General features: G+C 32.7%; 15 protein-coding genes and 1 pseudogene. 5 read left to right on the top strand and 11 right to left on the bottom strand.

Annotated elements, in window-relative coordinates; genetic code table 11:
* Positions 1-60: 60 nt before the first annotated feature.
* Complete coding sequence (locus tag AAHN00_RS15030; RefSeq protein WP_410521419.1) at positions 61-207, top strand: hypothetical protein; 147 nt, start codon at positions 61-63, stop codon at positions 205-207.
* On the opposite strand, the pseudogene AAHN00_RS06510 reads toward AAHN00_RS15030, so the two are convergent.
* The 7 genes and pseudogenes from AAHN00_RS06510 to hemW all read right to left on the bottom strand — a co-directional run.
* A pseudogene (locus tag AAHN00_RS06510) lies at positions 205-561 on the bottom strand (IS110 family transposase); the annotation flags it as partial. The gene AAHN00_RS15030 and the pseudogene AAHN00_RS06510 overlap by 3 nt on opposite strands.
* A gap of 341 nt (positions 562-902) precedes the next feature.
* On the bottom strand, positions 903-1394 hold the full coding sequence (locus AAHN00_RS06505; protein ID WP_342272461.1) for an ATP F0F1 synthase subunit B: 492 nt from the start codon (positions 1392-1394) through the stop codon (positions 903-905).
* Positions 1394-1873: an ATP F0F1 synthase subunit B' gene (locus AAHN00_RS06500; RefSeq protein ID WP_342272460.1), complete on the bottom strand. Its 480-nt coding sequence runs from the start codon at positions 1871-1873 to the stop codon at positions 1394-1396. The genes AAHN00_RS06505 and AAHN00_RS06500 overlap by 1 nt, the downstream gene beginning before the upstream one ends.
* Before the next feature lie 6 nt (positions 1874-1879).
* Positions 1880-2104: a F0F1 ATP synthase subunit C gene (locus tag AAHN00_RS06495; protein WP_341748043.1), complete on the bottom strand. Its 225-nt coding sequence runs from the start codon at positions 2102-2104 to the stop codon at positions 1880-1882.
* Between the two features lie 91 nt (positions 2105-2195).
* On the bottom strand, positions 2196-2924 hold the full coding sequence (locus AAHN00_RS06490) for a F0F1 ATP synthase subunit A (RefSeq protein WP_342272459.1): 729 nt from the start codon (positions 2922-2924) through the stop codon (positions 2196-2198).
* Positions 2924-3199 (bottom strand): AtpZ/AtpI family protein, encoded by a 276-nt coding sequence (locus tag AAHN00_RS06485; protein WP_341755403.1) that lies wholly within the window; start codon positions 3197-3199, stop codon positions 2924-2926. Before AAHN00_RS06485 ends, AAHN00_RS06490 begins: the two co-directional genes overlap by 1 nt.
* Before the next feature lie 205 nt (positions 3200-3404).
* Positions 3405-4601: a radical SAM family heme chaperone HemW gene (hemW, locus tag AAHN00_RS06480; protein ID WP_342272458.1), complete on the bottom strand. Its 1197-nt coding sequence runs from the start codon at positions 4599-4601 to the stop codon at positions 3405-3407.
* Positions 4602-5332: 731 nt separating this feature from the next.
* Between hemW and AAHN00_RS06475 the strand changes: the two genes are divergently transcribed.
* Positions 5333-6517 carry an IS3 family transposase gene (locus tag AAHN00_RS06475; protein WP_342270912.1) on the top strand — a complete coding sequence of 395 codons (1185 nt, stop codon included), beginning with the start codon at positions 5333-5335 and terminating at the stop codon, positions 6515-6517.
* Between the two features lie 274 nt (positions 6518-6791).
* Here AAHN00_RS06475 and AAHN00_RS06470 read toward each other — a convergent pair whose 3' ends face one another.
* Positions 6792-7772 carry a transposase gene (locus AAHN00_RS06470; protein ID WP_342271025.1) on the bottom strand — a complete coding sequence of 327 codons (981 nt, stop codon included), beginning with the start codon at positions 7770-7772 and terminating at the stop codon, positions 6792-6794.
* 26 nt (positions 7773-7798) lie between these two features.
* Here AAHN00_RS06470 and tnpA point away from each other — a divergent pair, with 26 nt between their 5' ends.
* Both tnpA and AAHN00_RS06460 read left to right on the top strand, forming a co-directional pair.
* On the top strand, positions 7799-8170 hold the full coding sequence (tnpA, locus tag AAHN00_RS06465; protein ID WP_342272598.1) for an IS200/IS605 family transposase: 372 nt from the start codon (positions 7799-7801) through the stop codon (positions 8168-8170).
* Positions 8171-8503: 333 nt separating this feature from the next.
* Positions 8504-9721 carry an IS256 family transposase gene (locus AAHN00_RS06460; protein ID WP_342272569.1) on the top strand — a complete coding sequence of 406 codons (1218 nt, stop codon included), beginning with the start codon at positions 8504-8506 and terminating at the stop codon, positions 9719-9721.
* 90 nt (positions 9722-9811) lie between these two features.
* Here AAHN00_RS06460 and AAHN00_RS06455 read toward each other — a convergent pair whose 3' ends face one another.
* Complete coding sequence (locus tag AAHN00_RS06455; RefSeq protein ID WP_342272457.1) at positions 9812-11011, bottom strand: hypothetical protein; 1200 nt, start codon at positions 11009-11011, stop codon at positions 9812-9814.
* A gap of 538 nt (positions 11012-11549) precedes the next feature.
* Between AAHN00_RS06455 and AAHN00_RS06450 the strand changes: the two genes are divergently transcribed.
* Positions 11550-11699: a hypothetical protein gene (locus AAHN00_RS06450; RefSeq protein ID WP_250310986.1), complete on the top strand. Its 150-nt coding sequence runs from the start codon at positions 11550-11552 to the stop codon at positions 11697-11699.
* A 24-nt stretch (positions 11700-11723) separates the two neighbouring features.
* Here the strand turns inward: AAHN00_RS06450 and AAHN00_RS06445 are convergent, their stop codons facing one another.
* The gene (locus AAHN00_RS06445) at positions 11724-12284 is read right to left on the bottom strand and encodes an IS630 family transposase (RefSeq protein WP_342270961.1); all 561 of its coding nucleotides are present in this window, start codon (positions 12282-12284) and stop codon (positions 11724-11726) included.
* Positions 12278-12727: a helix-turn-helix domain-containing protein gene (locus AAHN00_RS06440; protein ID WP_342271578.1), complete on the bottom strand. Its 450-nt coding sequence runs from the start codon at positions 12725-12727 to the stop codon at positions 12278-12280. The genes AAHN00_RS06445 and AAHN00_RS06440 overlap by 7 nt, the downstream gene beginning before the upstream one ends.
* Positions 12728-13109 lie beyond the last annotated feature (382 nt).

Here is a 13109-nt window from a genome sequence, read left to right as displayed (position 1 = left end):
TGCCTCATGTATGTACTAACTTAAAAGTTAGAAACTATTTGTGTATGGCTCATTTAGAAAGTGTCACAACACAAAAAGAATATATCTGTGAAGTGTAAGATTTTGTTAAAAAATATCTTATCTTATCTTGATAAGATATTTAAAATTTATGTTGAAACGACGCACTGCAAGTGCGGGGTTTTTCTCCCAAAGTGGGACAATAAATAAAATATCTTGTTGCTCTACAGTTTTAATGGGTACAAACCTCATACTAGGTCTTGCTACTGCCTCACATATTCCTTCTGCATCAGCTTGATCATTTTTATTGGTTTTGACATAAGGCTTAACAAACTGTGGTGCCATTAGTTTTACATTATGACCTAATTTTATTAATTCTCTTGCCCAATAGCTAGCTCCACCGCAAGCTTCCATGCCTACTAGACATTTTGGTACGTTAGCCATAAAAGTTAAAACCTGTTCTCTCATTAATTTCTTCTTTAATATTGTCTTGCCATTTTTATCTACACCGTGAATTTGAAAAATTCTTTTTGCAATATCTATACCAATTGTGGTAACTTCCATATGGACCTCCTTATTGTTGTTTAGGATTCATTTCCTATCCTAGAAGATTAGCATACGCTTCTCATTCTGTATATAGGGTAGGTCCATACCATTATTTTAACATTTTCTTATGGATTTCTTTATTATTTTCTGCCATTAAACCCTATTATCTATAAGACTTATAGAGTTTTGCCGGACAGACTAGTTAAACTTCTCTGTTCATGCGGATACTTTATCATTTATTTTTCTCCTTTAATGTTAAAATGAGCTTATATATTCTGCTACTTTAAAGAATTGGAGTTTATAGTTATTATGCAAATTCAGGATAAGAATTAACTAATTCTTATCCTGAATTGGGTTTATTATATAAATTTTTTAGATACTGGATTTTCCATGAGTCTCTTAGCTATCTCACTATCTGATATGGAATCGTTTTTTGTAGATCGCATATAGGTAGTTACTAATTCTACCATTTTATCACAAAACTCAGATTGTAGCATTTGAGAAGCTTCTAGCTTTTGTCTATTCATTAAATCTATAGCCTCAAGTTTTTTGCTTTCTAGAAACTTATCAATTTCTTCGTTTTGCTGCTTAATTATATTATTGGCAGTTTCTTTGCCATCTTTGATCATTTTTTCTCTTAAAACTTCAATCTGTTGTATTTGGGCTGTAGCATCTTCAAATAACAACGTCATATCTTCGTTAAGTTTTTGGGCTTCTAAAACTTGGTCTTTGATGACCATAATTTTGTCATCTAACGATTTTAAAATTATATTTTTTATTGGTCTATAGACTAAATACACAAAAATTAGGAAACAGACGGCTAGCCAAAATTTTTCGTCAAACAATTGCATTATTTTATCTTTTTGTAAGATTCTTTTAATAACTCTAAATCAACTTCTTGATTAGTAATTTTTTGAATTAACAATTTTGCTAAATCGATGCATGAGTCATTTTCATTAATCCAAAATAATTTATTAGTTGTTTCTATATCATGACGATTATTGGCAATTTGTGCTTTCAACTCATTATGGAGTTGAATTTTTTTTGATAGAAGAGATGCTTCCATTGCATCCCTAGCTTCTTTTTTAATATTTTCCACTATATTTGATATCTCTGCTAGTGTATTTGCATATTGCTTATGCAAGTCCTCAGCTTTTTCCCCAAGACTTTCTGCACTAGCAATATTGCTATCTATATAAGCTTGCCTATTCTCAAGAATCTTTTCAGTTAGCGGTGCAATGAACTTATGAACTAGAAGGTATAAGATACTAAAAACAACTACCAGCCAAAAGATTTGCGAACAATAAAAGGTAACATCAAATTGAGGCATAGTTACTTAGGAAAATATCAACAAAATTGCAATTACGAACGAGAATAAGCCCATAGCTTCGGTAAGTCCAGCTCCAATGAATGCCATTCTTTGTAATTGATCAGTAGCTGAAGGATTACGGGCAATTGAAGATAGCAATGCACTGAATATACTACCTACACCAATGGCCGCACCTGACATACCAATAGCCATTAATCCTACACCAATAAATTTTAGAGACGTTCCGTCCATATGTAAACTCCTAAATATAAAAAATTCTAGGTTCTTGCATATTACTGCATTTTTATCTATAAGACCATAAAAATGAAGTCATACGCAGAACCTAATGTGAATTTACAGCATCATTCAAGTATACACAAGAAAGAATTGTAAATATATAAGCTTGAAGTATTGCTATAAAAATTTCAAATCCAATAAGGATCACAATTAGTGGAATTGGCAAAAATTTAAAGAAAATCATTAATGAAACTATAAATCCTGCCATCACCTTTAGTAATATATGTCCTGCTACCATATTAGCAGCTAACCTTAAAGATAAACTTATAGGTCTTGCTAGATAGGCAAATAATTCTATCAAAATCATAAGCGGAGCTAGCCAAGATGGCGTACCTTTAGGCAAAAATATTGATAAAAAATGTATACCGTGATTAATAAAACCGATAATTGTAACCATAAAAAATATCATAATTGCTAAGGCAAATGTTACTATAATATGGCTAGTAACAGTGAACCCGTAAGGAAGCATGCCGAGCAAGTTACATAACAAAATAAACATAAACAAAGTAAAAATGAACGGTATAAACTTACGTCCCTTTTCTCCAACATTTTGATTGAGCATCACTGTAATTATATCATAAATTATTTCAGCACTAAGCTGTAATCTAGATGGTATAATTTTTTCGCCTTTTAAGGCTAAATAAAAATAGGAAAGACCTACAACTCCAGCAAGCAACATAAACAAACTAGAGTTAGTAAAACTAATATCGAAACCAAATAAATTAATTTCTACTAGTTTCTTTATTGCAAATTGATCTAAGGGACTATGGGACATTATTTCTTATTTAGTTTTTGCCAAATTATTTTAAAACCTGCAAGCATACCTATCAACAAAAATATTATAATACAAAATGGTTTAGAATTAAACAATTTATCTAATGTAAAACCAACAATAAACCCCAGCATCACACTAGAAAACAAATCTAACGCTATAGCCAACGCATCAATTTCTTTTTTTGGATTAAGTTTAGGGTGAAAATGATTATTTGTTTTAAGTTTCTTAATCCTTTTTTGTATCTTATCTAACTCTTTCTCTTTTTGTTCCAACATATACATTAATACAAAGAAGTCTATTTAAACCTCAATTTCGGATTAATGAAATTAACCCGAAATTGGAATGATTTTCATTTACTAATAATCTTATTCTTATACCAATAAAAATAAGATTATTAGCGATAATAGATTAAAATGCATTCGTAGAATCGCTTCAAGAATGCATTTTTCTGATATTCTAGCCAGTTTTGGATTAAAATTTTTAATCCAAAACTGAGGTTTTAAATAACCTTGGCACTATATAGCTATGTAACATTAGACCTTTGTTCGTAAGATTAATATGACCTTTATCACCTAATCCCTCATCCCACCTAAGTAAACCTAGCTTTTTATAGTATGTTGCCTTTTCCATATCTAAAACCTCAAATAATTGTTTACCAATTCTTTTCTGTATACTATCAATAGTTAAACCCTTTTCAAGACGTAGTCCCATCATCAACATTTCTGCAATTATTTCTTGCATAGAAAGTTTATTAATCTGCTGAATACCACATCCTAAACTGTCAACAGCTTGTAACCATTTTTCTGGTTTATGCCACATCATAATACTATATAGATTAGATGTAAAATTACTATCACACATGTTAACCCTGCTGTGGCTACCCGGACCTACACCTAAATAGTTGTCATATTGCCAATATGTTAAGTTATGTTTACATTCATGACCTAATATAGCATAATTTGATATTTCATATCTAAGATATCCTTGGGACTTTAAATAGCAGTTAGTCCACTCATAATGGTCAGCTGCTTGATCTGAGTTTGGTATAGTCAGATTTCCCTCGTTAAACAATTTATAAAATAACGTACCCTTTTCGATTACTAGTTGATACAGTGAGATATGACCTGAGGCAAGTTTCATGGCATTGGTAAGTTCATCTTGCCAACTTTCTAGAGTTTGGTTACTTCTTGCATAAATTAAGTCAAAAGATATTCTAGGGAAAAGATGGCGAGCTGTCTCAATAGCTTTGATTGCTTGCCCTACATCATGTTGTCGTCCTAAACTCTTTAAGTCATCTTCCACTAGAGACTGGACGCCAATTGACACACGGTTTATTCCAGCTGATCTAAAGTCCCTAAATTTTTCAGTCTCAAATGAAGTGGGATTTGCTTCTAAAGTAATTTCTGTCTGCTTATCTATTGTTGCTAGATTTGCTATTTTTTTAATTATTCCTTCAACAACAAATGGCTTCATTAAAGATGGAGTTCCACCTCCAAAGAAAATAGATTTTATATATTTATGACCTATAATATCCTTGAAATGATCAAGCTCTAGTTCATAACATTTCAACCATGTATCATGATCTACTTTATCTACAACATGAGAATTAAAATCACAATACGGACATTTTGACAAACAAAATGGCCAGTGTATATATATCGATAAAGGATTTTTCATGTTTATGCTTAGTTGAAAATTACTTCAGCTCATCTTTTACTATCACTACTTCCAAACCCTTTATTTAGGTATATTACCATACGTAAACAATAGTAGCATGTTAGCATCGATATGTTCCTTGAGAGGTGGATAGGTGATCAAATCATAAGATTGTACATCTACTTTAACCGGTAAGTTACTGTCATTACTTCACCATTCTTAATCAAATTAGCGGCAATAGCTATCTTAAGTACGGTATCTAGGGTAATGGTTGATAGTATCACCCCCTTATATTCTAGGTAGTCTTTAAATAACCTGAATTCGATGTAACAAGTTACATCGAATTCAGTGTTATATATAGAAACAATCAGGTTTGAAGCGGCTGCCCACCTGATTGTTAAAATATAACACTCCATTCAATATGTGATTTTAATTATTATCATCATTGGATTCAAAACAAAATAGCAGAAATTGGTAAATTATCTGAGGCCATTTCCATGTTCTTTGTCACCTAATTCAATTTGATGTACCATATTTCATAACTATTTTATTAAACGATCGACATATTCGATATTATGGTAGATATTCATCAAATAGACCTTGTAACCAGTTTCCTGATAGACTAACTTCAGAAATATCAGGCTTAGGTGGAACAAAGCTAGAATATAATGGACTGAAAAAATTAGACAAAGAAGCAGGTATTTTTGTTTCTCAATAAGTATAGAATAATAAATAAAATTAAAGAGAAACAAATGGGTAAAAAACAAATTAAAAATTTTAGTGCAGAAGCAAAAACTAAAATAGTATTAGAGATGTTAAAAGAAGAATCAACAATAGGTCAGTTATCGGTCAAATATGAAGTAACGGCTAAAACTATGCAAAACTGGAAACGACAATTTTTAGATAATGCGTCATTGGCATTTGAGCCAGCAAAAGCTGTTAGTGAGTACAAAGGGCAGATTAGTGAACTTAAGAATCAAAACGATGAACTTGCAAAAGCATTAGGTAAGGCTACAGTCGAGAGGGACTGGGCGGTGGGAAAGCTAAACAGCTTGGACTTATCAAATAAGAAAAGTCTTGTCGACCCCAAGCTGAGTACGTTAGCAAAGACAAGGCAATGTGAACTATTAAAGATAAGCAGATCTGGAGTATATTATAAAGCTAAAGTAATGAGCTTATATAATCTTGATATTTTAAATAGAATAGATGAAATATATACGGATAACCCTGAGTATGGTTATCGTTATATATACAAACAATTATTGGAAGACGGCTTTAATGTGGGCAGAGATAGGGTGCTTAAATATATGGGAATAATGGGTATAGAAGCTATTCATCCTCATAAAAAGCAATCTACTTCTGTGAAGGATGGTCAACATAAAATTTATAGCTATTTGCTTGAGCCGTACTGGCACAAATCAGGAACGAATAGAACTATTCATGTACCTTATGTTAATCAAGTGTGGAGTGGTGACATTACTTATATTAGAACTAACGGAGGATTTATGTATCTTGTGGCGATTATAGATTGGCATAGTAAGGCAATACTAAGTTATAAAGTATCTAATTCTATGGATGCATCACTTGTAACCGATGTATTAAAAGATGCACTGAATAAATACCCTGCACCACAAATATTCAATAGTGATCAGGGTAGTCAATATACTGGACATGAGCATACGGGAATTCTAAAAGAGAATAATATACAAATCTCAATGAACGGTAAGGGTAGAAGCATTGATAATATTGTGATTGAAAGATTTTTTAGAACTTTAAAATATAATTGTATATTTATAAATGATTTTAAAAATATCGCAGAACTTAAAGATGGTATTGATAAATACATGGATAAATATAACAATCAAAGATTCCATTCAAGTATTGGTTATAAAAAACCGATGAACGTGTATCTTGATTACTTACAAAATGCAGCTTAAAAATTATGTAAAATGGGAAACAAAATTAGTGAAAAATTTGTCTTGAAAAATCAGTCCAGTTTCTATATTCAAGTTATAGTGAATTGAAATATTAGAACAAGGACTGAAGTCTTTCCCAGCTGAAGCTGGGGGTTTTAACCAAAAAGGTGACTATAAAAAGTTATCATATATAACTTCTTTGGCTTGACGGTCAAAGGAGAAAATATATGACAACATACGAAAGTTTAAATCATTCTAAATGGGATTGCAAATATCATATTCAGGAGTTTCGCAGTTAGCAAAATTGCGAATCAGCTAAAAGGCATCTAATGTTGTTCTGAATTGATGTTTTTATAACTTCCCAAGTTTGTTGATATAAAGTAATTTTTTCATTTATCCTCCTTTTGTTCATATCGAGCCAAGCAAATACGGCAAGGCAAATATGATTTCTCTGAGCTCGACCCGTGCGTGCCTGACAGCGTTCAATACCACAAGTTTGTTTTAATTCTCGATGATAAACTTCTATAGACCACCGTGCCTTAACAATTTTCTCTATTTGTTCACGTGTTGGATTTTCTAAGTTAGTTGTTATGTAATCAATGCGACCATTTTTTGCCACAAACTTAAATACCGTAACCCAACCGTATCCACGTAGGTGAATTTTTAGTCCCTCATCAGGAATCTCTAAACTTTCTAAGCTAACATTATGATTAACTTTTCTATTTTTTCTTAGGTTACTAACCCATGTCCAACCTAAATTACGTATATGTTTCAAATTCTCCAAACCGCTATACCACGCATCCATTACTACTGCATCAGGATTGATCCCTCTTTCCTTAGCTAAAGTAAGCATATCACAAAAATGCTCATTCTTTGTTTTTCCATCAGTTTCTTTATCATATATTCTATAATCTACAGGGGTAGATTGATCAGTTTTAGCATTGTAATGCAGTAAGTTGACCATCCCTATACCAGGTATAACATCATGTACAGCTCCAGAATATTGATAATGTACAAGCTCAATTTTCTTACTGTATTGCTTTGACAATAACGTGTCATCTCCCACTAATAAACAAGAAGCTTCCCTATCAATATATTTTGACACTTCTCTGTAGATCCCGCTAGGGCGGAAATCCTTACTATTTAACCATCGACTTGCACTATCATGAGATAGGTTTATTGGACTTACTTCAGATAATGCTTTACCACTATATCTTACGCTACTTGCTTGTAAAAATGATTTATATAAGTCTTTGCTACATTTTGATCTTGCCATGCTTAACTAAAACTCTTTCTTGCTAGATTAACATATTTTTTGCTAAGTGCGAAACTCCTGATATTGTGTTTATTCCAAAGTGTCGTAAAAAAGAATTGTACGGGAAGGTTAGAAAATATCTTGGGAACGTATTCCATGAGTTAGCTTTTCAACGTGGGAGCAAGATCATAGAGGGGCATATGGTACAAGATCATGTGCATATGCTCATTAAGATTCCTCCTAAATATTCTGTAGCTGAAGTAATAGGCTATATCAAGGGGAAAAGTGCTATAGCCGTTGCTAGGCAGTTTGGTGGACGAAAACGTAATTTTAATGGAGAAAAGTTGTGGGCTAGAGGTTATGCGGTCTCAACTGTAGGATTTGAAGAGAATCAGATCAAACACTACATTAAGAATTAAGGGCTCTGTACAAATAAGTGTGTAAATTTTTCAAAGGTTATATAAAAATATAATATAACAAAAGGAGAAATTATAATGCACCAAAAACAAAATGAAGCAATGAATCAAGCGATAGATTTATTAGTTAACCACTCTGCACTGCAAGTGCAGAGCTTAATATTACGGCATGAATGCCTAATGTATGTACTAACTTAAAAGTTAGAAACTATTTGTGTATGGCTCATTTAGAAAGTGTCACAACACAAAAAGAATATATCTGTGAAGTGTAAGATTTTGTTAAAAAATATCTGTATGATTCATTCTTATCTTTTCTTGATAAGATATTTAAAATTTATGTTGAAACGACGCACTGCAAGTGCGGGGTTTTTCTCCCAAAGTGGGACAATAAATAATGATACAGATATATCAACATTACTTAAAGAGGATGGTTTATTAAAACAATTAACCAAACGGCTTGTAGAGAAGGCATTGCAGTCAGAGATGAATAATCATTTAGGATATGATAAATATTGTCATACTGATAGTGATAATGTTCGTAATGGTAGGAATGTAAAGAATCTAGTAACAAATAATGGAGTTGTAGAGATTGAGGTTCCAAGGGATAGAAGTAGTACATTTGAACCTGCATTAATTCCGAAGCGTCAAAGACGTATTGAAGGATTTGATGATAAAATAATATCATTATACGCTAAAGGAATGAGCTTATCTGATATTAAGATTCAAATGCAAGAATTGTATGGAGCTGACGTTAGCGAAAGTTTGATAAGTCAAATTACTGATGATGTAATTGAGGATGTCAAGATATGGCAAAGCCGACCATTGGATCGAGTATATGCTATAGTATTTTTTGACTGTTTAGTAGTAAAAGTACGTCAAGATAAACGAATTATCAATAAGTCTGTATATGTAGCATTAGGTATTGATTTATCTGGAAGGAAGGATATTTTAGGATTGTGGATCAGTGAAAATGAAGGAGCGAAATTTTGGCTTGGTAATTTTACTGAGATGAAGAACAGAGGTATGCAAGACATGCTTATTGCTTGCAGTGATAATTTAACCGGTATGTCTGAGGCAATAGAAGCAGTTTTTCCGAAAACCGAACATCAATTATGTATTGTACATCAGATTAGAAATAGTTTAAAATATGTATCATATAAAGACCGAAAAGAATTAGCGGCTGATTTAAAGCCTATATATACTGCTAGCACAGAGGAAGAAGCACATCTTGCTTTAGAATCTTTTGAAGCTAAATGGAGTAAACAGTATCCACAAATTGCTAAATCTTGGTATGTTCATTGGGAAAATTTAATGGTTTTTCTAGGATACCCTGAGGCGATAAGGAAAGTAATATACACAACTAATAGTGTAGAATCTGTCAATAGCCAATTACGTAAGGTTACTAAGAATAAACGGGTTTTTCCAAATGATAATGCCGTTTTTAAGACCTTGTATTTGGCAATTGATTATATGACCAAGAAATGGGTTATGCCGATTCCAAACTGGAACGCAGCTATGGCTCACTTTTTGATAAAATTTGAAGGTAGAATTTAAGCCCTATGAAAAATTTACACACTTAATTAGAAAGGCTCGAATTAAGAGCAACTTGATAGTTTAGGCTCTGACGAATCAGGAGAATTTTAATTAACAATGGCAGCCCTTTGGGCTGCTCATAACCGTCAAGCCCCTCGCTTTGCGAGGGCGTTCTGACTTTCTTGCAGCGTCACGGGCTGTACTAGTAGTGTTAGGTCTTTGGTATTGCTCTGCTAATGTATCGACTATAGTAATGGTTTTACTATCATTTAATAGATAAGTAGTAAGTAAATCTTGGGACATTAAAGTTTCTGTTAATTTTCGACTTTCTCCTTCTGCATAATTAGGATACACTCTACCAGGAAAATATCCTGGGGGACATTCCTCTTTTGTCTTATATTGGATAAATGGAGATGATTCGTTCAATCTGATATTATATCGTGCAGCTAAACCTTTTATATATTCTTTCCCTTCTGTCACACGAGCTAGATCCTCTCCTATAGGCAGAGAAACATCCAATGTATCTAAGTCAGTTTTTGCTTTATAAGCTTCAATCAACTTATCACGTACTGTAGGCGTAATTCCATCAATATTAGCCCATAATTCTCGTGCTCCTGTTAATATTGCTGTTTCTCCGTTCACTTTAATATTATATTTTAATAATATATTATGGTAATCTATTATCCGAGCCATTACGCCTATACGAGATGCCCCGGCAATCCAAGCAATGTCATATTCCTGATGTTCTGGAGTTTCGCGATCAATTAGACGTAGTACTTTAGCACCAGCTAAATATTCTTTCTCATACTTTTTCATCCAGTCTTGGGAAGATAGCTCATTACGTTCCTGACCAGGTTTACGACCAAAAGCATTCTGAGAAATATAGAAAAGGAAATCCATGATATCTTGTTCATCTAATTCTGTTCCTTTTCCAAGGTTTTTACGTAATATTTTAGCATTAAATTTGCTAGGATCACTTTGATCAGCTTTAGATTTCTTTATTGCAGGATATATCTGTTTAAAAGTTATTACAGGATCCTTTACTCCTAGACGATTAATATCCTGCCATAGCTTTTTTGGATGAAAATATCCTGCGATTTGAAGTTGCTTTAATAAGGCTTCTTGATGTTCTGATGCACTTCTTATACCTTGACCTGCTTTTTTATAACCTGTAAAACCCAATTTAGTTGCAGCTAATTCGAAATGAGATGGTTTTGTAGACTTTGTATATCCATCATAAGTAAAATAAGTAGTAGGAAACAAAACCCCGACAACAGCAGGTATTAGCCTGTAAAAAGTATGTTTTGCCATATTTACCCTTTTGGTTAGAATTTATATTAATTTCTTAAGTTAAAGTATCTCACTTGTCAAACGTATTTTTAGGGCAGTTTAAAAAACCCAACTTTAACCTATGTCTATAATTGTTAAAATTTTCTCTAGTTTCAGTATTAAAATCATGTTTTTAGCAAAATATTAATTTAACAATCAGATGCAGAGCCATCTCAAATCTGATTGTTTCGATAATTTCACCGAATTTGGGATAAGAATTGACAAATTCTTATCCTGAATTCGCGTAAGTTCTATTAAGTTAACCACTCTGCACTGCAAGTGCAGAGCTTAATATTACGGCATGAATGCCTCATGTATGTACTAACTTAAAAGTTAGAAACTATTTGTGTATGGCTCATTTAGAAAGTGTCACAACACAAAAAGAATATATCTGTGAAGTGTAAGATTTTGTTAAAAAATATCTTATCTTATCTTATCTTTTCTTGATAAGATATTTAAAATTTATGTTGAAACGACGCACTGCAAGTGCGGGGTTTTTCTCCCAAAGTGGGACAATAAAATGAACCTTGAACATACTAGACATAGATCACCAATAAATGCCTTTGTCCATATATTATCTACTCTTGTTGCTTACTCATTAAAGAAAAATAAACCTTCAACAAAATTTGATTTTAATCTACATGTTCACAATATCCTTATCCCGAATTGACGTTTATTATACCAATTGCAATAATTAACACGGTGTATTTATCCAGTCTCTATACATAATTGATTTTACTAAATCTACATTATGAGCAAGTTGATTCCAAGCGTAACAAGCCATAGTGACGATATCTTCATATACACCATAACATTGGTTAGACAAGTAATGATTCTTGATCCATTCCCAAACTTGTTCCATTGCATTAAGTTCCGGTGCATAGGGCGGAAGCGGTATCAAAGTGATATTGCTTGGCACAGTTAGTTTTTTGGCTGTGTGCCAACCTGCATTATCCGTTAGTAAAGCTATATGTCGGTTGCCTTGAATACTGCGAGAAAGGTCTTCTAAGAATTTATTCATTGCCTGTGTGTTTGCATATGGTAAAATTAATGCAAAAGCTTCTCCTGTATCATGGCAAGCAGCTCCATAAATATATGTTGAAATGAATTGCTGTTGCCGAACTTTACGGGGTCTAGTGCCACGCTTAGCCCATATACGAGTTAAGCTACCTTGTTGCCCAACTCGAGTTTCATCCTGAGACCATATATCAACTTTACATCTATCGATATTTTTTGGTAATAATTCTGTTAACATATCTGGAAAGTTTTTTTATATGTATTTTGAGTCTCTTGATTTGACTTTGGATGCATTGAACGAGAAGTAATCCAGCTAAAACCAAGGCGGTGCATAGTATTGTAGACTGTTTTTAACGCACATTTAGCACCATATTCCTCAAGTAACATGATATGTAACTCCTTTCCAGTTATATACCCACCAGTTTTACTTTCACTGAGCGTATTGATTTTATCAAAAAGAGCAGACTCTTGTATAGTGTTAATCTTCCTAGGGGCACCGCTTCTTTGTGATTCAAATAATCCTTCAAAACCATGATTCCTAAATCTTCTGAGCCATGATTGCACAGTTTTCCAGTGTGACTTCACTATTGCAGATATGGCTTTAAAAGATTTGCCTAATTGAAGGTGATACATCGCCAATAAACGTATACGATTTCGACCATGCAGCTCATGTTTCATCATTTTTATAAAATCATGACCTTCAAAACCTTGCGGTAATATTAACCTAGCTATTTGATTACCTTTTATCAGTTAAAAACCCATTTTATAACACTGCGTTAATTATTGCAATTGGTATTACTTCTGTTAGCCTTGTGTATTTAACAGATTATTTTAGTCATTGGGGATTGTATTTTATTACAATCCCAACAATTGTAGGTTGTGCATATGGATTATCATATTTTATTAAACTCGAGAAAGATGCTGGAAATCTTTCTGAAAAGAAAACTTATACCAATTGCAATAATTAACGCAGTGTTATAAAATGGTTTTTTAACTGATAAAAGGTAATCAAATAGCTAGGTTAATATTACCGTAAGGTTTTGAAGGTCATGATTTTATAAAA

The sequence above is a fragment of the Candidatus Tisiphia endosymbiont of Parasteatoda lunata genome, from assembly GCF_964030955.1.
Classification (GTDB): domain Bacteria; phylum Pseudomonadota; class Alphaproteobacteria; order Rickettsiales; family Rickettsiaceae; genus Tisiphia.
This window is presented reverse-complemented; position numbering and strand designations above follow the sequence as displayed.